Raw genomic sequence first — 20,671 nt, 5'->3', positions numbered from 1 at the left:
CGGCCCCGCCGCACCCGCCGGCCCCGCCGCACCGCCGGGCGTCGACGCGCCCGCCGAGGCGGCGCCGAAGCTCGGGCTGCCCCTTCCGGTCCTGCACGCGACCGTCCTCGACTGGTACGCGGCCAACGCCAGGGACCTGCCCTGGCGCACGCCGGACGCCTCGCCCTGGGCCGTGATGGTCAGCGAGTTCATGCTTCAGCAGACCCCGGTGAAGCGGGTCCTGCCCGTCTGGGAGACCTGGATGGAGCGCTGGCCCACCCCGGCCGACCTGGCCGCCGAGGCGCCCGGCGAGGCCGTCCGGATGTGGGGGCGGCTGGGCTACCCGCGCCGGGCGCTGCGACTGCACGGCGCCGCGGTGGCGATCACCGAGAAGCACGGCGGCGAGGTGCCGGAGGACCACGCGACCCTGCTCTCGCTGCCCGGTGTCGGCGAGTACACCGCGGCGGCGGTGGCCTCCTTCGCCTTCGGCCAGCGGCACGTGGTGCTGGACACCAATGTCCGCCGGGTGTTCGCCCGCGCCGTGACCGGTGCCGAGTACCCGGCGCAGGCCACCACGGCGGCCGAGCGGCGGACCGCGACCGCGCTGCTGCCCGCCGCCGACCGCACGGCCGCCACCTGGGCGGTCGCCGTGATGGAGCTGGGCGCGCTGGTCTGCACGGCCCGGGGCCCGGAGTGCGGGGACTGCCCGCTGTTCACCTCCTGCGCCTGGCAGCGGGCCGGCCGCCCGCCCTACGAGGGCCCGGCCCGGCGCGGCCAGACCTACGAGGGCACCGACCGCCAGGTGCGCGGCAAGCTGCTCGCGGTGCTCCGCGAGGCGCACGACGAGGTGCCGCAGGCCCGGCTCGACGCGGTCTGGCCGGACGCCGTGCAGCGCGCCCGCGCCCTGGACGGGCTGGTCGCCGACGGGCTGGTCGAGCCGGTCGAGCAGGGCGTCTACCGACTGCCCCGGTAGCGCTCCCGACGCGGTAGCGCCCCCGGCCCCCGTAGCGCCCCCGGCCCCCGTAGCGCCCCCGGCCCCAGGAGGAAACGAAGGCCCCCGCCCGCCGGTTCGGCGAGCGGGGGCCCGGTGCGTTCCGGTGCCGGACCGGGTCAGATTGTGACGGCCTCGGTGTTGCCGATCGCCGCGCCCTTGTCGGCCTCGCCGTCCTTGGCGTCGGCGGTCGGCCCGCCGGCGCCGCGCAGCGGCACCTCCCGCATGAAGACCGCGGCGGCGACCGAGATCACGGCGGCGGCCGCACCCCAGAGGAAGACGGTGTGCATGCCGTTGGCCACCGCGTGGTGGTAGGCGTCCTGGACCGGCGCGGGCAGCGCCCTGAGCGCGTTCGGGCTCAGCTGGGCCGGGTCGCCGCCGTGCCCGGCACCCGCCCCGGCGGCCGAACCGAGCCGCTCGTTCATGGTCTCGGTGACCCGGTTGTTGAACAGCGCGCCGAACAGCGCTACACCGAAGGAGCCGCCGATGGTGCGGAACAGGGTGGCGGTGGAGCTGGCCACACCCATGTCCTTGAGCTCGACGCTGTTCTGCGCGACCAGCATGGTGATCTGCATCAGGAAGCCCATGCCGGCACCGAGCACCACCATCCAGCAGGCGGAGGTGAAGCCCGAGGTGTCGGTGGAGAGGGTCGACAGCAGCAGCATGCCGGCGGTCATCACGACGGTGCCGATGATCGGGTAGATCCGGTACTTGCCGGTCTTGGTCACCGCCTGGCCGACCACCAGCGAGACGACCAGCATCCCGAACATCATCGGCATCAGCAGCAGCCCGGAGTTGGTCGCCGAGGCGCCCTGCACGGTCTGCTGGTAGAGCGGCAGGAAGACGGTCGAGCCGAACATCACGAAGCCGACCACGAAGCCGATGATCGAGACCAGGGTGAAGTTCAGGTTCTTGAACAGCGACAGCGGCAGCATCGGCTCCTCGACCCGCTGCTCGACGTAGCAGAACCCGATCAGGGTGGCCGCGGCCAGCGCGCTCAGGCCGAGGATCTGCTTCGAGCCCCAGGCGTACTCCTGGCCGCCCCAGGTGGTGATCAGGGTGAGCGAGGTGATGCCGGTGGTGAGCAGCAGCGCGCCGAGGTAGTCGATCCTGGCCTTGCTGCGGACCTTCGGCAGCTTCAGGGTGACCACGACGACGGCGAGCGCGACGGCGCCGAGCGGCAGGTTGATGTAGAAGGTCCAGCGCCAGTTCAGGTGGTCGGTGATGAAGCCGCCGACCAGCGGGCCGCCGATGGTGGCGAGCGCCATCACCGCGGCGAACATGCCCTGGTACTTGCCGCGGTCGCGCGGCGGGACCAGCGCGCCCATGATCGACATCACGCCGACCATCAGACCGCCGGCGCCCAGGCCCTGGAGGGCGCGGAAGCCGATGAGCTCCGTCATGTCCTGGGAGAGGCCGGAGAGCGCCGAGCCCACCAGGAAGATCACGATGGAGGTGAGGAAGGTGCCCTTGCGGCCGTAGAGGTCGCCGAGCTTGCCCCAGATCGGGGTGGAGGCGGCGGTGGCCAGGGTGTAGGAGGTGACCACCCACGAGAGGTGCTCGGCGCCGCCCAGCTCGCCGACGATGGTCGGCATCGCGGTGCCGACGATCAGGCCGTCGAGCATGGCGAGCAGCATGGTGACCACCAGGCCGATCATGACCAGGCGGATCTCGCGGGCCGAACGGGGCTGCTCGTCCTCGGCCGGTTGCTTCTCGGGGGCCGCGTTGCCGGCCTTGGGGTGTGACATGGGTGGGACTCCCGGACAGGGGGCGGGCGACCGGTGGGGCCTGCGGAAGCCCCCTTACTTGTCGCCCGGCTAGTTTGTGGACCGTGGGCACGGTAGGTTGTTCACTAGCCGGTCGTCAAGCCAGTTTTTCGGTGGACTCCCGGGGCAGGAAGAATGGGCGCACCAGTGGTCGCCGGTCGGGGCGCCCGTCGCCCATGCCGCGGCGGCCGCGGGTCGCCGGGGACCGAACCACGACGCAGTCAGAGGCAGGCGATGGGCACGACGCAGAGCCCCCGTAGCGACACCCGGGCGCGCATCGTCGCGATCGCCCTGGAGCTCTTCTCCGAGCAGGGCTACGAGCGCACCTCGCTGCGGGAGATCGCGGACCGGCTGGGCGTCACCAAGGCCGCGCTCTACTACCACTTCAAGACGAAGGAAGACATCGTCCACGGCATCGTGGCGACCACCGCGGCGCCGATCGACGAGCTGATCGCCTGGGGCCGCGAGCAGACCTGGACCCCCGAGGTGCGGGACGAGCTGATCCGCCGCTTCGCGGCCGGGATGGCCGAGCGGGCGCCGCTGCTGCGCTTCTTCCAGGAGAACCAGCCCGCGCTGCGCGACCTGCCGGCCGGTCAGGAGTTCCGGGACCGCATGATCGCCCTGGTCCGGCTGGTGCACGGCCCGGGGGCGACCTTCGAGGACCGGCTGCGGGCGATGATGTCCCTGTTCACCATCAACTCGGCGCTCTTCCTGCTGTACCAGGACCAGCGGCCCGGGGTCGACCGCTACGTCGGCGACATCCCGGTCGCCGAGGCCACCCGCGAGGAAGCGATCGAGGCGGCCCAGCACGTGGCGCTGGAGATCTGCCGGCTGATCGTCCGGCCCACTCCGACGGACTGAGCGGGGGCGCATGGCCGAGCGGCCCGCACCCCCGCTCGGTCCGGGGATCAGAAGTCGGTGACCCCGCGCGCGGCGAGGTAGGCGATCGGGTTGATCACCGCGCCGTACTGGTTGGCGGAGCGGATCTCGAAGTGCAGGTGCGGGCCGGTCGAGTTGCCGGTGTTGCCCGAGCGGCCGATCTGCTGCCCGGCCGCGACCTTCTGACCCGGCGACACCGCGAGCGCCGACATGTGCGCGTACTGGGCGTACCGGCCGTCGGCCAGCCGCAGCACGACCTCCTTGCCGTAGGCGCCGTCCCAGCCGGCCGACACCACGGTGGCGTTGCCGACCGCGAGCAGCGCGGTGCCGGGGGAGACCGCGAAGTCCACGCCGGTGTGGTACCCGGCCGCGTACTCGGGGTTGCGCACGCCGTAGGGGTTGCTGGTCGGCGCCCCCGGGATCGGCGCGGACCACTGCCGGGCCGGGGCCGGGGCGGGCGCAGAGGCAGGGGCAGGCGCGGGTGCGGGTGCGGGGGCCTGCTCCGGTGCCGCGGGCTCCGGCTCGGCGGCGGGTGCCTGCTCCTCGGCCGGGGCCTGCTCCTCGGCCGGTGCCTGGTCGGCGGACGGCGCCGGGGCCTCCGCCTGCGCGGTCAGCAGATTGGCGGCGATCGCCACCGAGTCCTGGGCCGAGGACTGCTCCGACGGCAGGTTGTACGCGCTGGGGCCGGCGACCTGGACCAGCGCCGGGGCCGGGGCCGCGCCGTGCGGCGCGGTGAACACCGAGCTGCCGGGGGTGGTCGGGGCGATGGTCTGCGCCGAGGCGCTGACCGCGGCGGTGAGCACCAGGGCGCCGGTCAGGACGGCCGCCCCGGCCGCGGCGGCGGTGGTGGAGCGGTTCCGGTCGGTCTGCCTGAGGAAGGCGTCGGCGAGCCGGCACAGGGTCGGCCCCAGCGGGGGGACAGGAGACATCGGAACCTCACGAACACGTACGGGGGCAGCACGCTGAGCCCGTTCGGGCGTGCAGAGTGGGGGACCACTCAGGTGTAACCGTCACCGAGCGGAGTCCCAAACCGTGTGACGTACTACGGCGTGTAGTCATCATCGGGCCGGAGATTCAAACCGATGGAGTAAGGATCATGCGATCGGATGCTCCGTTCATGGGGCGAGGGCCGGGCCCGTCCGCCCCGCCGTCCTACTACTCCCGCTCGTACCCCTCCCGAAGGCTGTGAGGAGCACCACCTGCCGGGCCGGTTTGGACCGTCCGAGTACAAATAATCCTGAAAAGAATCCGGCCCGCCCCCGCAGGTGCGGGAGCGGGCCGGATCGGCTCAGCGGTGCCTGGTCACGGACCGGGCGTCAGAGCTCGGTTCGATCAGTTGTCGACCGGGCGGACGCGGATCCAGGTCTCCAGGTAGTTCGAGGACTCGTTCTCGACCTCGATGCTGGTGCCCGTCTTCGGGACGATGACGCTGCTGTACGGGTTGTCCTTGGTCCAGTAGGACTTCAGGTCGGAGAACTCGTCGACGCCCTTGGCCTTCGGGACGACCGTCTCGACGCCCGCCCTGTGCAGGGTCAGACCGTCGGTGCGGCGCGAGCCGAAGGTGGAGTCGTAGCCGTTGATGCGCGGGCGCATCAGCGTGCCGTCCTTCCACTTCAGCGGGGTCGGGTGCGAGTCGACCGGCAGGATCAGGCCCTGACCCGGGTGGTTGGTGACGTTGTTGTCGGTCTGCGACTCGTCCCAGTACCAGATCAGCAGACCGGCCTGGTACGGGTAGTGCTCGACGAACAGCGGCTTGTCGGCGAAGCCGAAGTTGTACGGGCCGACCTTGAGGGTGCGGTCGTACGAGACGTACTGGCGGTTCTCCGCGATGTAGTACTGGTTGTACTCGTTGGTGAACGAGCCGGTGGTGCGCGAGAAGCCCTTCGCGGTCCAGCCGTTGTCACCGTTCTCGGCACCGTCGGTGAAGACGTTGGCGCCGTCCGCGGTCACCGCGATGTCGTCCAGGGCCAGGCCCTTGAGGTGCAGGCCGCCGTCGGTGGTGTAGCGGAAGCGGACCTTGACGGCCTTGCCGGCGTAGGCGTCCAGCGGGAAGGCGAGGTCGCCCCACTTGTCGCCCGAGTTGCCGGTCAGCGAAGCCTTGCCGGAGGGGTCCTTCGGCAGTGCGACGCCGTTGTAGGTGCCGTCGAGGGCGGTCCAGTTGGCGCCACCGTCGGTGGAGACCTCGGCGTAGCCGTAGTCGAAGTCCTGCTCGATGTCGTACCAGGCCTTGGCCGACAGCGAGGCCTTGGCCTTGCCGGTCAGGTCGAGGTCGCGGGTCAGCGAGACGTTGAGGTTGTCCGCGCTGCCGCTCCACCACTCGTTGGCGCCCGCGAAGGGCTTGTTGATGGTGGTGGTGACGGCCTTCTTCGGCAGGTCGACGACGAGCGCCTGCGGGAGCGCGCTGTTGTACTCGACCGGGCCGATGTGGTGGGTCGACTCGGTGCCGGCCTTGGCCTTGTCGAACTTCAGCCAGCCGAGCTTGAGCTTGCTCCAGGCGTCGAGGTCGTTCGGCATGTCGCCGATCGAGTTCTTGCCCTCGCCGAGCCAGGAGCCGGACGACATCAGCGACCAGAAGCCGACCGAGTTGTCGATGCCGCTGCCGGAGGTGTCGTAGAGGTCCGGCAGACCGAGGTCGTGGCCGTACTCGTGGGCGAAGACACCGAGGCCGCCGTTCTCGGGCTGCATGGTGTAGTCGCCGACCCAGACGCCGGTGCCGCCGACGGGGGTGCCGCCGAGCTTGTTGGTGTCCGGACCGGTGGTGCCGGCGCCGGTGCCGTAGGCGTACGAGCGGTGGGCCCACAGGGCGTCAGTGCCCTGCTTGCCGCCGCCCGCCGACTGGTCCTCACCGGCGTGCACGATCTGGAAGTGGTCGATGTAACCGTCCGGCTCGTTGAAGTTGCCGTTGTGGTTGTAGTCGTACCGGTCCCACTGGTCGTACTGCGCGATGGTGGCCTTGATCTGCGCGTCCGTCTGGCCCTTGGCCTTCTGGTCGGCGACCCAGGTGTTGATCGCGTCGCGGATCAGGTCCTGCGCGTTGGCGCAGACGTGCTGGCCGCAGTAGTCCGAGCCGTAACGGGCCTCGTTGTACTTGACCTTCACCCAGTCGGTGACCTGGCCGTCGACCGAGTAGCGGCCCGAGGACTGCTTCTCGTAGTAGGTCTTCAGCGAGTCGCCGGTCTTGTTGAAGTACAGGTCCTGGTAGTGCTGCTGGTTGTAGTCAGCCTGCCAGAGGGTGGAGTTGTTGGTCGCGGCGTCCGGCTTCTCGATCTGGTTGCGCTGCGGGCCGGGCTGGCCGCCGTACTTGATCTTGCCGTCCGGGGTCTTGGTGGTGCTGTCCACCTCGTCGCCGAACTCCACCAGGATGGTGAAGATCTTGTCCGTGCGCTCACGGGCCAGCTCGACGTACTTGTCCTTGCCCAGCTTGATGCTGGAGCCGCCGCCGTGCTGCTCGATCTGGGCCGTGCCGGCGAGCAGCTGCTCGGTGGCGGCCTTCTGCTCGGCCTCGACCTTCTCGGTCAGCGGGCCGGGAATGTTGTGCTCAGTGCTGGTCTGAACGGCGTCGGCCGGGTCCTGCGGGACGGGGGCGGCGCCGGCGGCGACCGCCGTGCTCGGGAGCAGTCCCGCGCCGAGTGCGGCTATGACCGCCACGACTGAGGCGGCCGAAGCGGCTTTCCTGGTCATCTTCAACGTTGTGACGTCCTCCCCAAACCGTCCGGCTCTTGGCCTTCCGGTAAACCAATGAAAGACAGGTGGACGACATTTGATCCAAGCGTGGACGGAAAAGATAGACCTTGACCGTGACATGGCCACAGCGCTATCCTCCGCGACTCCGTATCAGCTGACGTGCTGTCAACAACATTGTCATTAAAGATGACCGCAGCTTCGATCGCACCCGCACCGGCCCCCGTTCAGGCCAGCGACCTGCCGGTTCGTGGTTCGGATCACAGTTTCGACGGGGGTACGGAAAACGGTTAGGGCCCCCGGCGCGAACGCCGGGGGCCCTAACCGTTGATGTTGTCTGTTAAATGTTGCTACTTCGTCAGGTCCGGACCCGGCGAGGCGACGGCGGCCGGAGTGTCCGCGACCGCGGACTTCTCCTCGCCGCGGAAGGTGAACTTCGCTTCCTTGCCCTCGCCCTCGACACCGACGACCACGATGTGGCCGGCCCGCAGCTCGCCGAAGAGGATCTTCTCGGAGAGGTGGTCCTCGATCTCGCGCTGGATGGTCCGGCGCAGCGGCCGGGCGCCCAGGATCGGGTCGTAGCCGCGCTTGGCCAGCAGCTTCTTGGCCTCGACGCTGAGCTCCAGGCCCATGTCCTTGTCCTTGAGCCGCTCGTCCACCTTGTCGATCATGAGGTCGACGATCTGGATGATGTCTTCCTCGGACAGCTGGTGGAAGACCACGATGTCGTCGACGCGGTTCAGGAACTCGGGGCGGAAGTGCTGCTTGAGCTCCTCGCCGACCTTCGCCTTCATCCGGTCGTACCCGGTCTGGGTGTCGCCCTGGGCCGCGAAGCCCAGGTTGAAGCCCTTGGAGATGTCCCGGGTGCCGAGGTTGGTCGTCATGATGATGACGGTGTTCTTGAAGTCGACCACGCGGCCCTGGGAGTCGGTCAGGCGACCGTCCTCCAGGATCTGCAGCAGCGAGTTGAAGATGTCCGGGTGGGCCTTCTCCACCTCGTCGAAGAGGACGACGGAGAACGGCTTGCGGCGCACCTTCTCGGTGAGCTGGCCGCCCTCCTCGTAGCCGACGTAGCCGGGGGGCGAGCCGAAGAGCCGGGAGACGGTGTGCTTCTCCGAGAACTCCGACATGTCCAGCGCGATCAGCGCGTCCTCGTCGCCGAAGAGGAACTCGGCGAGCGTCTTGGACAGCTCGGTCTTACCGACACCGGACGGGCCGGCGAAGATGAACGAGCCGCCGGGGCGCTTCGGGTCCTTGAGGCCCGCACGGGTGCGCCGGATGGCCTGGGAGAGCGCCTTGATGGCGTCCTTCTGGCCGATGACGCGCTTGTGCAGCTCGTCCTCCATGCGCAGCAGCCGGGAGGTCTCCTCCTCGGTCAGCTTGAAGACCGGGATGCCGGTGGCGGTGGCCAGGACCTCGGCGATGAGCTCCTCGTCGACCTCCGCGACGACATCCATGTCGCCGGCCTTCCACTCCTTCTCGCGCTTGGCCTTGGCCTGCAGGAGCTGCTTCTCGTCGTCGCGCAGGGACGCGGCCTTCTCGAAGTCCTGCGCGTCGATCGCGCTCTCCTTCTCGCGGCGCACGTCGGCGATCTTCTCGTCGAACTCGCGGAGGTCCGGCGGCGCGGTCATCCGGCGGATGCGCATCCGGGAGCCGGCCTCGTCGATCAGGTCGATCGCCTTGTCCGGCAGGAAGCGGTCCGAGATGTACCGGTCGGCCAGGGTGGCGGCGGCGACCAGGGCGGCGTCCGTGATCGAGACCCGGTGGTGCGCCTCGTAGCGGTCGCGCAGGCCCTTGAGGATCTCGATGGTGTGCGGCAGCGAGGGCTCGGCGACCTGGATCGGCTGGAAGCGGCGCTCCAGCGCGGCGTCCTTCTCCAGGTGCTTGCGGTACTCGTCGAGCGTGGTGGCACCGATGGTCTGGAGCTCACCGCGGGCCAGCATCGGCTTGAGGATCGAGGCCGCGTCGATCGCACCCTCGGCGGCGCCCGCGCCGACCAGGGTGTGCAGCTCGTCGATGAACAGGATGATGTCGCCGCGGGTGCGGATCTCCTTGAGGACCTTCTTCAGGCGCTCCTCGAAGTCACCGCGGTAGCGCGAGCCGGCCACCAGAGCGCCCAGGTCCAGCGTGTAGAGCTGCTTGTCCTTGAGCGTCTCCGGGACCTCGCCCTTGACGATCGCCTGGGCCAGGCCCTCGACGACGGCGGTCTTGCCGACGCCGGGCTCACCGATCAGGACCGGGTTGTTCTTGGTGCGGCGGGACAGCACCTGCATGACCCGCTCGATCTCCTTCTCGCGCCCGATCACCGGGTCGAGCTTGGCCTCGCGGGCGGCCTGGGTGAGGTTGCGGCCGAACTGGTCCAGGACCAGCGAGGTCGACGGGGTGCCCTCGGCCGGACCGCCGGCCGTGGCCGACTCCTTGCCGCCGGGGGTCTGGTAACCGGAGAGCAGCTGGATGACCTGCTGACGGACCCGGTTCAGGTCGGCGCCCAGCTTCACCAGGACCTGGGCCGCGACGCCCTCGCCCTCGCGGATCAGGCCGAGCAGGATGTGCTCGGTGCCGATGTAGTTGTGGCCGAGCTGCAGGGCCTCCCGGAGCGACAGCTCCAGGACCTTCTTGGCCCGCGGGGTGAAGGGAATGTGACCGGACGGGGCCTGCTGGCCCTGGCCGATGATCTCCTCGACCTGCTGGCGAACGGCCTCAAGAGAAATCCCGAGGCTCTCCAGGGCCTTAGCGGCGACACCCTCACCCTCGTGGATCAGACCCAGGAGGATGTGCTCGGTGCCGATGTAGTTGTGGTTGAGCATCCGGGCTTCTTCCTGAGCCAGGACGACAACCCGCCGCGCGCGGTCGGTGAACCTCTCGAACATCGTTTATCGCTCCTCAGAGCGGTCGGGCAGTTCGGGGTCCGTCCCCGCCCTGTCCTTCCGCATGCTAGTCCCGCTCAGCGGCGCGGCCCACGGATTCGCTCCCCTCACGGGGAGCGACATGCTGCGCGACCAGCCGACACCAATCCCAACCCGATGTTGGGAGACGGTGTTCCCGCACGCGGGCCGGATGCACCGGATACCGCTACGCCATCGGCGAACAAACGCCGCCGCGGCGCAGTCGGTGGGCGTCCGACCGGTCACGCGTACTGCCCCGGACAGGGCCACGGGCCCCGTCCATCTGCATTCATACCCGGTATCGGGGCGGTTCTCGCGCAGTTTCCGCGGTGGCGGTGTTCGCCTGGCGAGAAGTCGGCCGCCGCTGACGGTCGGTCAGCCGCGGCCGCGGTGGCCGGTACGCCATCCCGGTGGTGCCCGCGTTACCGCTTCGCCCCTCCAGCGTTGCACAGGCCGTGACCGTTCCGCCGCCCGAGCCCGTGCCCGGCCCGCTGCCCGAACGGGCGGCCGTGCCCGCGCCCGGCCGCCGCGGCGCCGTCCGGGCGTACGCCGCGGGGCGCGGAGGGAATCCCTCCGCGCCCCGCGCGTGTGCCGTGGACGCTTCGGCGGGTGCCCCGGGCACCGTGCTCGTCCGGCCGGCCGGGCAGTGCCCGGATCAGGCCGCGTTGGCCTTCTCGTAGGCCTCGCGCACATTGCTGGGGACGCGGCCGCGGTCGTTGACCTCCAGGCCCTGCTCCTTGGCCCACGCGCGGATCTTGGCGGTGTCCGGGACGCTGCCGGACGGGCGCGGGGCGGTGCTGCGGCCCGCGCGGCGGGGGCCGGCGAGGCGGCCGCTCTGCTTGCGCCCCTTCTCGACGTACGGCGCCAGCAGACCGCGGAGCTTGTCCGCGTTGGCGCTCTTCAGATCGATCTCGTAGGCAACGCCGTCGAGGGCGAACGTCACCGTCTCGTCCGCCGACCCGCCGTCGAGATCGTCTTCAAGAATGACCTGCACCCTCTGTGCCACGGGCTTCCCTTTCCGCTAAACGACCCATTGCCTAAGGAAAGGAAAGCGCCTTTTCCCGGAAAACACAAACCCCTGACCGTCCGGGGGCGGCTCACAGGTGCAGCAGCATGCGCGAGTTGCCCAGCGTGTTGGGCTTCACCCGCTCCAGGTCGAGGAACTCGGCAACACCTTCATCGTACGAGCGGAGAAGTTCTTCATAGACATCCGTAGCGATCGCCGCCGGGTCTGTCGTACCATCATCGGTTTCCTGGGCCTCTCCGATCTCCACGAAACCGTGTTTCGCGAAGAACGGGACCTCGAACGTCAAGCAGAAAATCCGACGGACGCCGAGCCAGCGGGCGGTCTGCAGCAGCTTCTCCAGCAGCAGGTGTCCGACACCGTGGCCCCGGCAGGACTCGTCGACGGCGAGCGTGCGGACCTCGGCGAGGTCCTCCCACATGACGTGCAGCGCGCCGCAGGCCACCACCGTCCCGTTGTCGTCGCGTTCCGCGACCCAGAACTCCTGCACCGATTCGAACAGCATGACGGTGGGCTTGTCGAGCAGAATCCCGTCACGCGAGTAGGTGTCGATGAGCCTGCGCACTGCCCGCACGTCCGTGGTCCGCGCCCGGCGGATGGTGACCTCCATGGCGGGACGTTATCGTGCCGGCCCCGATCCGGTCTCCCCGGTATCCGGCCCGCTCTCCGGTTCGCTCTCCGGCCCGCTCTCCGCGCCGTTCTCCGCGCCGTTCTCCGCTCCGCGCTCCGGAGAATCCGGGGCCGCCGGATCGGTCGGGAACAGAGCGGCCACCCGCAAGGCGTCCCGCAGCGCCTCCCGTTGCTCAGGCGACATCAGGCCGAAGAAGTGCACCAGGGCCGCGGCCGGATTGTCGCCGGTGGCCCACGCGTCGTTCATCAGGGCCGCCGTGTACGCCTCGCGCGAGGAGACCGGTTCATATCGATAGGCCCGGCCGACGCGCTCCCGGCGGAGCCAGCCCTTTCGGTGCAGCTTGTCCAGGACGGTCATCACCGTGGTGTACGCGATTTCCCGTTCCGACCGCAGATCCAGAAGGACCTCGCGAACCGTGACCGGTCGGTTCCACTGCCACACCCGGGTCATGATGGCGTTCTCAAGTTCGCCGAGTTGCCGGACCATAGTGCGGCCAGGATAGGGAGTGAACGGGGCAAATCTTGTGAAGTGCCGCGAAACCGGCGCGCCGCCACCCCCGGAATCCGGGAATGGCGGCGCGGGGTGCGACGGGGGCGTCCGGCGGATGCCGGGCGGCCGTGCGGCGACTCAGTCGACCAGGTCCTCCTTGGCCTTCTGGGCGCCGCCCTGGGTGCGGATGATGGCCCGCACCAGGAAGCCGAAGCCGATCGCCATGACCAGCGGTGGGACGATCGCGCTGACGTAGTCCATCAGGTCACTCCTCCTCGGTCTGCTCCGCCGTACCGGCGGACGCCTTGGGCTCCGGCTTCACCAGCGGGAAGAGCACGGTCTCCCGGATGTTCTTGCCGGTGAGCAGCATGATCAGGCGGTCCACCCCGAGCCCGAGGCCGCCGGTGGGCGGCATCGCGTACTCCAGGGCCCGCAGGAAGTCCTCGTCGATCTGCATCGCCTCGACGTCGCCGCCGGCCGCGAGCAGGGACTGCGCGGTGAGGCGGGCGCGCTGCTCGACCGGGTCGATCAGCTCGGAGTAGGCGGTGCCGATCTCGGTGCCGAAGATGACCAGGTCCCACTTCTCGGCCACGCCCGGGATCGAGCGGTGCTGGCGGGTGAGCGGGGAGACCTCGGTCGGGTAGTCCTTGATGAAGGTCGGCCGGACGGCGTTCTCCTCCAGCAGGCGCTCGACCATCTCCAGCACGATCTGGCCGTGGCCCCACTCCTTCTCGAAGGGGATGCCGTGCTCGGAGGCCAGCCTGCGCAGCTCCTCGACGCCGGTCTCCGGGGTGACCTCGGTGCCCAGGTGCGCGGAGATGCCGGGGTAGACGCTCACCTCGGCCCAGGGCTCGGCCAGGTCGATCTCGTGCTCCACGCCGTGCGGGTCCAGGCCCTTGATCACCGTGGTACCCAGCGCGTCCCGGGCCGCGTTGACGATGGTGGCCCGGATCAGCTCGGCCTGGGTGTCGTAGTCGCCGTAGGCCTCGTACGACTCCAGCGAGGTGAACTCCGGGTTGTGGGTGGAGTCCGCGCCCTCGTTGCGGAAGTTGCGGTTGATCTCGAAGACCTTCTCCGCGCCGCCGACCACCAGCCGCTTGAGGTACAGCTCGGGGGCGATCCGCATGAAGAGGTCGATGTCGTATGCGTTGATGTGCGTCTTGAACGGACGCGCGTTGGCGCCGCCGTGCACCGGCTGCAGCATCGGGGTCTCGACCTCGATGTAGCCGCGCTCCTCGTAGGTGCGGCGGATCGAGCGGACCACCTTGGAGCGCAGGTGCAGGATCTCGCGGGCCTCGGGGTTGACGATCAGGTCCACGTACCGCTGGCGGACCCGGGCCTCCGGGTCGGTCAGGCCCTTGTGCTTGTCGGGCAGCGGGCGCAGGCACTTGGCGGTGAGCTCCCAGCGGTCCACCATCACCGACAGCTCGCCGCGCCGGGAGGTGATCACCTCGCCCTCGACGCCGACCTGGTCGCCCAGGTCGATGTCGGACTTCCAGGCCGCCAGCCGCTCCTCGCCCAGCTTGTCCAGGGACAGCATCACCTGGAGGTCGCCGGAGCCGTCGCGCAGGGTCGCGAAGCAGAGCTTGCCGCCGGTGCGGGAGAGGATCACCCGGCCGGTGATGCCGGTCCGCTCGCCGGTCGCGGTGTCCGGGGCCAGGTCAGGGTGCTTGTCCCGGAGGTCGGCGATGGTGCTGGTGCGGGGGAAGCCGACCGGGTACGGGTCGATGCCGGCCGCCCGGAGCCGGTCCAGCTTCTCGCGCCGGACGCGCATCTGCTCGGGAAGGTCGTCGGTCGCGGTGATGGGACTCTGATCGCTCACCCCACCAGGGTAGCCAGCCCGCGGTGGTGCTCCGCCACGGGATTACCGCGCCGCGCGGGGCGGGGCCGGGGTACGCCGCCCCCGCCCCGCGCGACGGGTTCAGGAGCGCCGGCGGCCGAGGCGGCGGGAGGTGAGGAGCGCGGCGCCGCCCAGGGCCAGCGCGGTGGCGGAGGCCCAGGCCAGCGGGACGGCGTCGCCGCGGCCGCTGTCGGCCAGTTCGCCGCCGTCCGCGAGGCCGGGCGTGCCGGTGCCCGCGGTCCCGGTCGTCCCGGTGCCGGTCCTGCCGGTCGTCGCGGTGGCGGCGGTGCCACCGGTGCTGCCGGTCGCGGTGGTCCCGGTGCCGCTGCCGGAGCCGGTGGAGTCGGCCACCGAGGCCGGTACGACCGGCGAGACCGGCTCGACCGGAGTCCCGGCCCCGCGGTCCGGGACGGTCGGCCCGGGAGCGGGGAGCGAGCGCAGCGCGACCTTGATCCGGTCGTTCTCCGGGTTGGGGTCCCAGCTCATGGGGGCGCTCGGGTAGCCCTCCTCCAGGTCGCTGTGCTGGTTCTGGAACGAGACGGTGGCGGAGAGCGGGACGGTGCCCTCGTCCAGCTGCACGCCCAGGACGTGGCCGCTGGACGCGCCGTTGGCCATGAAGAAGCCGAAGGCCTCGCAGTCGAACTTGTTGAGCGGGTGGTCCTGGGTCTCGCCCAGGACGCGGTTGTTCGCCCGGCAGTTCTTCGGCAGGTCGGTGACCGTGGCGCCCTCGGGCAGCTGGATCCGGACGAACGGGGTGCCCTCGCCGCCGCTGCGGTCGAAGATCGAGGCCGGGCCCCGGTTGGCGGCCGTGACGGTGAGCGTTCCGGCGCGGCCGGAGGCGTCCGGGGCCCAGGTGCCGGTCAGGCCGAAGTCGGCGCCGTTGTCCGCGAGCACCTCCTGCTCGGTGAAGTGGCCGTTGATGTCGGGGTAGCCGGAGGGGATGCCCTCGGCGGAGTCGCGGGTCAGGGTGGCGGGCGCGCCGGTGCCGCGCTGGAAGGCCAGCCGTTGGCGCAGCGCCGGTCCCTGCGCGGCGGCGGCGTTCGCGTCGGCGAAGACCGAGAAGTCCGCGAAGGTGTACTCGGCCTCGGAGGTGACGGTGAGGTCGAGGCCGTTCAGCCGGACCGGCTCGTTGGGCAGGACCTGGCCCTCGACGGTGCAGATGGCGTGCGTGGTCGCGATCGGCGTGCCGAAGCCCTCCTTGCCGAGCTGGCCCGGGTCGGTGGCGTACTCGCAGTTGGACGGCCAGTTCTCGACCTTCAGCCCGGGCAGCAGCATGACCTCGACGACCGCCCGGGCGGCCGAGACGCCGCCGCGGTTGGCGAACCGCACGGGCGGGGAGAAGGTGCTGCCGACCTTGGCGTGCTCCTTGAGGGGGATCTCGGCGGTCCGGAACACCGCGCCGCCGACCTCGACCGCGAACTCCTTGTACGCCGACTCGGCGCCGGGCGCGGTCAGCGCGGCGCGCACCACGCCCCTGGTGCCGGGCTTGACCCCGGGCACCGCGCTCAGCCACAGGTGGTCGGTGAGATTGACGTTCGGGCTGCTGAGGTTGTTGAGGTCGCAGGTGATCGCCCGGGCCGCGGTGACGCAGCGGCCGCCGGAGGCGGTGAGCTCGGCGACGCCGACCAGCCCGGTGGTGTCGAGGGTGAGCGTGGCGCCCGGGACCGGGGCGGTGCCGGTCCGGCCGACCCGGACGAAGACGTTCTCGCCGAACTGCGGCTGGGTGGTCGGCTCGCCCTGGATCTGGATCAGGGCGCCGACGTCGAGGCTGAGGGTCGGCCCCGCGGCGTGGGCGGGAACGGCGAGCGTGCCGACGGACAGGGCGGCGACGGCCGTCGCCGCGGCCGAGCCGAGCACCCGGCGCGTGCGGGTCGAGTTCACGGGGGTCCTCTTGATCGTGGGGTGTCCCCGCGACCCTATGGACGGTCGGCCCGACGTCAAGCCGGTTGATCGCCCATCAATTCGTACAGGACGGGAGCGATCCGGCGGCGCGCGCGGTGATGGTTATCGAGTTGTGACCCGAACGATCGGCCCGGGGAACGGCATTGTCGACAGATGGACCGGGGAGGCCGGGCCGCTCGGTGCGGCGCGGCCTCCCCGGGAGGCGGTGGCGGTGCGGGCTCAGCCGGTGCCGGTGGCCAGTTCCAGGTCCTCGGGCGCGGCCGGGTGGACCGGCCGGTCCGGGTGGGGGGCGGCCTTGGGGCGGCGGCCGAAGAGTTCGGCGGGGGTCGGCATCCGGTGCGGCCGGGCGGGCTGCTGGTCCTGCGGGCCGCGGGGGGCGCCCTTGCGGGCGGCGGCGGGCTGCTCGGCGGGGTGCTCGGTGCTGCTCATCGGGATCCGTCCTCCAACAGGGATGAGGGGACTGCTCGGGGGTGCGGCGGGGCTCGGTACGGCGACGAGGTGGCGCTGGCCGCTGGTGAGGGCGAGCCGTTCGCGGACGGCGGCCTCGGCCAGCGCGTGGCAGCGTCCGGCCAGCCGGGAGCGGCGGGAGCGCTCGTGCTGGCCGCAGGGCTGGCGGGACAGTCCGCGCAGCGCGGTGAGGTCCTCCGGTCCCGGGAGGTAGCCGTCGGTCACCGCCTCCTCCAGCCGTTCCAGGTAGCCGCTGGCGCTGCCGGGCAGGGCGGCCCGGTAGCGGCTGAGGTCGGCGAGGAGGAAGGCGCGCAGCCGGCCCCCCTCCTGGACGGCCTCGTCGATCGCCTCGGTCAGACGCAGTGCGTCCTGGACGTCCTCGGCCCACAGGGCGGCGCCCGCATCGGCGTACAGCGGCCGGTCGGGTAGCTGGAAGTGGACGGGGACGGCGGGGTGCAGGGCTTGGGCGAGGGCGCGGCGCAGCACGCGGACTTCGTCGGCGCTGAAGGCCATGCCGCCGCGCGATCCGTGTGGCGTAGGCATGGGCTGACACTACGTGAGGAATATCCGATTTGTCGGTAGTGTCGCGCCGAGCCCCCACGATCGGACGCTGCGGCGGGTCCCCCGGGTCAGCTGGGGCGGTTGCGTTCGAAGACCAGGCGCAGGCCGATGAGGGTGAGCCAGGGCTCGTGGACGTCGAGGGAGCCGGCCTCGCCGAGGACGAGCGGGGCCAGGCCGCCGGTGGCGATCACCTGGACGTCGTCGGGGTCCTTGGACAGCTCCCGGGCCATCCGGTCGACCAGTCCGTCGACCTGCCCGGCGAAGCCGTAGAGGATGCCGGACTGCATGCCCTCGACGGTGTTCTTGCCGATCACGTTGCGCGGGCGGGTCAGCTCGATCTTGCGCAGCAGGGCGCCGCGGTTTCCGAGCGCCTCGACCGAGATCTCGATGCCGGGGGCGATCGCGCCGCCGACGTAGTCGCCGCGGGCGTTGACCGCGTCGAAGGTGGTGGCGGTGCCGAAGTCGACCACGATGCAGGGGCCGCCGTAGAGGTGGTTGGCGGCCAGCGCGTTGACGATCCGGTCGGCGCCGACCTCCTTGGGGTTGTCCATCAGGACGTGCACCCCCGTCTTCACCCCCGGCTCCACGATCACCGCGGGGACGTCGCCGTAGTACCGGCGCGCCACCTCGCGGAACTCGTGGAGCACGGAGGGGACGGAGGAGCAGATCGCCAGGCCCTCGACCTTCGCGTCCGCGATCGCGGTACCCGATCCCTGCGAGCCCGTCAGGCCGTGCAGCAGCACCGCCAGCTCGTCCGCCGTGCGGCGCGGATCGGTGGAGATCCGCCAGGTCTCGACCACCTCCTCACCGCCGAACAGGCCGAGGGTGGTCTGGGTGTTGCCGACGTCGATGGTGAGCAGCATCGGGTGCTTTCTGCGTCGAGGACCGGGGGCGAACGGGCGAACGGGCCGGACGGACGGTCAGGCGCGCAGGTCCAGGCCGATGTCCAGGATCGGCGAGGAGTGGGTCAGCGCGCCCACCGCCAGGTACTGGACACCAGTCTGGGCGACCTCGCGCGCGGTGGCCAGGGTGAGTCCGCCGGACGCCTCCAGCTCGGCCCGGCCGGCCACCAGGGCGACCGCCTCGCGCAGCTGCGGGACGGTGAAGTTGTCCAGCAGGATCAGCTCCGCGCCGGCCTCCAGGACCGGGGCGATCTGCTCCAGGGTGTCGACCTCGACCTCGACCGGCAGCTCCGGGTAGGCGGCCCGGACGGCCCGGAACGCCTCGGCGACGCCGCCGGCCGCGACCACGTGGTTGTCCTTGACCAGGGCCGCGTCCGAGAGCGCCATCCGGTGGTTCGCGCCGCCGCCGCAGCGGACCGCGAACTTCTCCAGCGCGCGCAGGCCCGGGGTGGTCTTGCGGGTGTCGCGGACCACCGCGTCGGTGCCCTCCAGGGCGTCCGCCCAGGCACGGGTGGCGGTGGCGATGCCGGACAGGTGGCAGAGCAGGTTGAGCGCGCTGCGCTCGGCGGTCAGCAGGTCCCGGGTGCGGGAGCGGACCGAGAGCAGCACCTGGCCGGCCTCGACCCGGTCGCCGTCCTGGACGTGCCGCTCGACCTCGAACTCCTCCTCGCAGACCAGCGAGACGACGGCCTCGGCGATCCGCAGGCCGGCCACCACGCCCGCCTCGCGGGCGGTGAAGTCGGCGGTGGCGACGGCGTCGGCGGGCACGGTGGCCACCGAGGTGACGTCCTCGCCGCCGGCCAGGTCCTCGGCCAGCGCCAGGGTCGCGATGTCCTCGACCTCGACCGGGTCCAGGCCGGCCTCCTCCAGCAGCTCGGCGAGCTGGGGGTCCAGGCCGGTCTCGTAGCCCTCGCCGTCCCCGCAGGCGCAGCCGTCGCCGCAGCCGCCGGCCAGCGGGAGCTCGTCGTGCTCGTGCTCGTGCAGGTGGGTCACGTCGGTCGCGTCGGTCATGGTGGTTACGGCTCCTCGAGGGTGCTGACGGGTCCGCCGGAGGCGGTGAGGGTGGTGATCAGATGGCGTTGCCAGTGCGCGTCGTCGCGCTCCGGGAAATCCTCGCGCCAGTGGCAGCCGCGGGTCTCCTCGCGCTGCGCGGCGGCGGTGACCAGGGCGTCGGCGACCAGCAGCAGGTTGGCGGCCTCCCAGGTCTCCACCCGGGGGTCGGCCGGCTTCTCCTCGGCGACGGCGGCGCGGGTCTGCCCGGCGAGCAGGGCCAGCCCCTCCGCCGTGGCGGCCATCGACGCGGCCGAGCGCAGCACACCGGTGCCGCGCGACATCAGCCGCTGGATCTCGGCCCGCGCCTCGGGCGCGGGCAGCGGCACCGGCTGGGCGGCCCTGGCCGCCTCGACGTCGACGACGCGCTCGGGCAGCTCCCCGGCGGCGTGCCGGGCGGTCAGGTCGGCGGCGATCCGCTCGGCGAAGACCAGGCCCTCCAGCAGGGAGTTGGAGGCCAGCCGGTTGGCGCCGTGCACCCCGGTGCAGGCCACCTCGCCGCACGCGGAGAGGCCGGGCACGGAGGTGCGGCCGCGGGTGTCGGTGCGCACCCCGCCGGAGGCGTAGTGCGCGGCCGGCGCGATCGGGATCGGCTCGGTGACCGGGTCGATGCCGTGCGCGCGGCAGGAGGCCAGGATGGTGGGGAAGCGCCGCTGCCACATCTCGGCGCCGAAGTGCCGCCCGTCCAGGTACATGTGGTCGGTGCCGTGCTCCCGCATCCGGCGGGTGATCGCCTTGGCGACGATGTCGCGCGGGGCCAGTTCGGCCAGCTCGTGCTGCCCGAGCATGAACCGGACGCCGTCCGCGTCGACCAGGTGCGCGCCCTCGCCGCGGACCGCCTCGGAGACCAGCGGCTGCTGGCCCTCCGCCCCGGGGCCGAGCCAGAGCACGGTGGGGTGGAACTGGACGAACTCCAGGTCGGTGACCTCGGCGCCGGCCCGCAGCGCGAGCGCCACGCCGTCGCCGGTGGAGACCGGCGGGTTGGTGGTGGCCGAGAAGACCTGGCCCATGCCGCCGGTGGCGAGCACCACGGCGCGGGCGCGGACCGCGCCGACGCCGTCCCGCTGGCCCTCGCCCATCACGTGCAGGGTGAGTCCGGCGGCGTGCCCCTCGGCGTCGGTGAGCAGGTCGAGCACCAGGGCGTGCTCGATCAGCTCGATGTCCGGGTCCCGGCGGACGGCTTCGACCAGGGCGCGGGATATCTCGGCGCCGGTGGCGTCCCCGCCGGCGTGCGCGATCCGGTTCCGGTGGTGGCCGCCCTCGCGGGTGAGCAGGACGTCGCCGTCCTCGCCCCGGTCGAAGGCCGCGCCGACCGCGATCAGCCGGCGGACCGCGCCCGGGCCCTCGGTGACCAGGGTGCGGACGCTGTCCCCGTCGCACAGCCCGGCGCCCGCCACCAGGGTGTCGGCCAGGTGCTGCTCGGGGGTGTCGCCCTCGCCCAGGGCGGCCGCGATGCCGCCCTGGGCCCAGCGGGTGGACCCGTCGTCCAGCATCGCCTTGGTGACCACCATGGCCCGCAGGCCGGCCCGGCGGACGTTGAGGGCGACGGTGAGCCCGGCCACGCCGGAGCCGACCACGACGACGTCGGTGTCGGTGGTCCAGCCCGGTGCGGGGGCGGTGAGGCGGTGGGTGACGGACATGACT

Annotated in this window: 16 protein-coding genes; 2 read left to right on the top strand and 14 right to left on the bottom strand. The window is 71.5% G+C overall.

Annotation, left to right across the window (positions count from 1 at the left end; genetic code table 11):
* Positions 1-952 (top strand): endonuclease III domain-containing protein (locus tag BI06_RS22780; RefSeq protein ID WP_051741743.1); only part of this gene is annotated, 952 nt, incomplete at its 5' end.
* A gap of 137 nt (positions 953-1,089) precedes the next feature.
* Here the strand turns inward: BI06_RS22780 and BI06_RS22775 are convergent.
* The gene (locus tag BI06_RS22775; protein ID WP_107113383.1) at positions 1,090-2,718 is read right to left on the bottom strand and encodes an MDR family MFS transporter; all 1,629 of its coding nucleotides are present in this window, start codon (positions 2,716-2,718) and stop codon (positions 1,090-1,092) included.
* Between the two features lie 252 nt (positions 2,719-2,970).
* Here BI06_RS22775 and BI06_RS22770 point away from each other — a divergent pair, with 252 nt between their 5' ends.
* The gene (locus tag BI06_RS22770) at positions 2,971-3,597 is read left to right on the top strand and encodes a TetR/AcrR family transcriptional regulator (RefSeq protein WP_051741600.1); all 627 of its coding nucleotides are present in this window, start codon (positions 2,971-2,973) and stop codon (positions 3,595-3,597) included.
* A gap of 47 nt (positions 3,598-3,644) precedes the next feature.
* Here BI06_RS22770 and BI06_RS55185 read toward each other — a convergent pair whose 3' ends face one another.
* From BI06_RS55185 to BI06_RS22710, 13 genes are all read right to left on the bottom strand, one after another.
* Positions 3,645-4,544, bottom strand: a complete 900-nt coding sequence (locus BI06_RS55185) for a M23 family metallopeptidase (protein WP_051741598.1) — start codon at positions 4,542-4,544, stop codon at positions 3,645-3,647.
* A 403-nt stretch (positions 4,545-4,947) separates the two neighbouring features.
* A complete protein-coding gene (locus BI06_RS22760; protein WP_051741596.1) occupies positions 4,948-7,296 on the bottom strand; it encodes an immune inhibitor A domain-containing protein in 2,349 nt (782 codons plus the stop codon).
* 350 nt (positions 7,297-7,646) lie between these two features.
* The gene (locus BI06_RS22755; protein ID WP_043470908.1) at positions 7,647-10,166 is read right to left on the bottom strand and encodes an ATP-dependent Clp protease ATP-binding subunit; all 2,520 of its coding nucleotides are present in this window, start codon (positions 10,164-10,166) and stop codon (positions 7,647-7,649) included.
* A gap of 670 nt (positions 10,167-10,836) precedes the next feature.
* On the bottom strand, positions 10,837-11,187 hold the full coding sequence (locus tag BI06_RS22750; RefSeq protein WP_030393755.1) for an Lsr2 family protein: 351 nt from the start codon (positions 11,185-11,187) through the stop codon (positions 10,837-10,839).
* A 91-nt stretch (positions 11,188-11,278) separates the two neighbouring features.
* On the bottom strand, positions 11,279-11,815 hold the full coding sequence (locus tag BI06_RS22745) for an amino-acid N-acetyltransferase (protein WP_030393756.1): 537 nt from the start codon (positions 11,813-11,815) through the stop codon (positions 11,279-11,281).
* A gap of 9 nt (positions 11,816-11,824) precedes the next feature.
* A complete protein-coding gene (locus BI06_RS22740; RefSeq protein WP_043470906.1) occupies positions 11,825-12,322 on the bottom strand; it encodes a BlaI/MecI/CopY family transcriptional regulator in 498 nt (165 codons plus the stop codon).
* 141 nt (positions 12,323-12,463) lie between these two features.
* Positions 12,464-12,586, bottom strand: coding sequence for a hypothetical protein (locus tag BI06_RS54745; RefSeq protein WP_030393758.1), 123 nt, complete (start codon positions 12,584-12,586; stop codon positions 12,464-12,466).
* 4 nt (positions 12,587-12,590) lie between these two features.
* The gene (lysX, locus tag BI06_RS22735) at positions 12,591-14,147 is read right to left on the bottom strand and encodes a bifunctional lysylphosphatidylglycerol synthetase/lysine--tRNA ligase LysX (protein WP_030393759.1); all 1,557 of its coding nucleotides are present in this window, start codon (positions 14,145-14,147) and stop codon (positions 12,591-12,593) included.
* A gap of 99 nt (positions 14,148-14,246) precedes the next feature.
* Positions 14,247-16,046 carry a hypothetical protein gene (locus BI06_RS22730; RefSeq protein WP_043470903.1) on the bottom strand — a complete coding sequence of 600 codons (1,800 nt, stop codon included), beginning with the start codon at positions 16,044-16,046 and terminating at the stop codon, positions 14,247-14,249.
* Positions 16,047-16,286: 240 nt separating this feature from the next.
* Positions 16,287-17,057: a hypothetical protein gene (locus BI06_RS22725; protein WP_078879956.1), complete on the bottom strand. Its 771-nt coding sequence runs from the start codon at positions 17,055-17,057 to the stop codon at positions 16,287-16,289.
* Positions 17,058-17,143: 86 nt separating this feature from the next.
* Positions 17,144-17,938: a type III pantothenate kinase gene (locus tag BI06_RS22720; RefSeq protein ID WP_030393762.1), complete on the bottom strand. Its 795-nt coding sequence runs from the start codon at positions 17,936-17,938 to the stop codon at positions 17,144-17,146.
* Between the two features lie 57 nt (positions 17,939-17,995).
* The gene (gene nadC, locus BI06_RS22715; protein ID WP_051741594.1) at positions 17,996-18,988 is read right to left on the bottom strand and encodes a carboxylating nicotinate-nucleotide diphosphorylase; all 993 of its coding nucleotides are present in this window, start codon (positions 18,986-18,988) and stop codon (positions 17,996-17,998) included.
* 5 nt (positions 18,989-18,993) lie between these two features.
* A complete protein-coding gene (locus BI06_RS22710; protein ID WP_030393764.1) occupies positions 18,994-20,667 on the bottom strand; it encodes an L-aspartate oxidase in 1,674 nt (557 codons plus the stop codon).
* Between the last annotated feature and the right edge of the window lie 4 nt (positions 20,668-20,671).

It is taken from the genome of Kitasatospora sp. MBT66, from assembly GCF_000710405.2.
Classification (GTDB): Bacteria; Actinomycetota; Actinomycetes; order Streptomycetales; family Streptomycetaceae; genus Kitasatospora; species Kitasatospora purpeofusca.
The sequence above is the reverse complement of the archived record's forward strand: the minus strand, read 5'-3'. Positions and strand labels throughout refer to the sequence as shown.

What these genes read in the sequence shown, in the direction of transcription:
- BI06_RS22755 (WP_043470908.1), bottom strand. Translation starts at nt 10,166, where the DNA reads ATGTTCGAGAGGTTCACCGACCGCGCGCGGCGGGTTGTCGTCCTGGCT.
- BI06_RS55185 (WP_051741598.1), bottom strand. Translation starts at nt 4,544, where the DNA reads ATGTCTCCTGTCCCCCCGCTGGGGCCGACCCTGTGCCGGCTCGCCGAC.
- BI06_RS22740 (WP_043470906.1), bottom strand. Translation starts at nt 12,322, where the DNA reads ATGGTCCGGCAACTCGGCGAACTTGAGAACGCCATCATGACCCGGGTG.
- BI06_RS22710 (WP_030393764.1), bottom strand. Translation starts at nt 20,667, where the DNA reads ATGTCCGTCACCCACCGCCTCACCGCCCCCGCACCGGGCTGGACCACC.
- BI06_RS22760 (WP_051741596.1), bottom strand. Translation starts at nt 7,296, where the DNA reads ATGACCAGGAAAGCCGCTTCGGCCGCCTCAGTCGTGGCGGTCATAGCC.
- nadC (WP_051741594.1), bottom strand. Translation starts at nt 18,988, where the DNA reads ATGACCGACGCGACCGACGTGACCCACCTGCACGAGCACGAGCACGAC.
- BI06_RS22775 (WP_107113383.1), bottom strand. Translation starts at nt 2,718, where the DNA reads ATGTCACACCCCAAGGCCGGCAACGCGGCCCCCGAGAAGCAACCGGCC.
- BI06_RS22720 (WP_030393762.1), bottom strand. Translation starts at nt 17,938, where the DNA reads ATGCTGCTCACCATCGACGTCGGCAACACCCAGACCACCCTCGGCCTG.
- BI06_RS22770 (WP_051741600.1), top strand. Translation starts at nt 2,971, where the DNA reads ATGGGCACGACGCAGAGCCCCCGTAGCGACACCCGGGCGCGCATCGTC.
- BI06_RS22745 (WP_030393756.1), bottom strand. Translation starts at nt 11,815, where the DNA reads ATGGAGGTCACCATCCGCCGGGCGCGGACCACGGACGTGCGGGCAGTG.
- BI06_RS54745 (WP_030393758.1), bottom strand. Translation starts at nt 12,586, where the DNA reads ATGGACTACGTCAGCGCGATCGTCCCACCGCTGGTCATGGCGATCGGC.
- BI06_RS22725 (WP_078879956.1), bottom strand. Translation starts at nt 17,057, where the DNA reads ATGCCTACGCCACACGGATCGCGCGGCGGCATGGCCTTCAGCGCCGAC.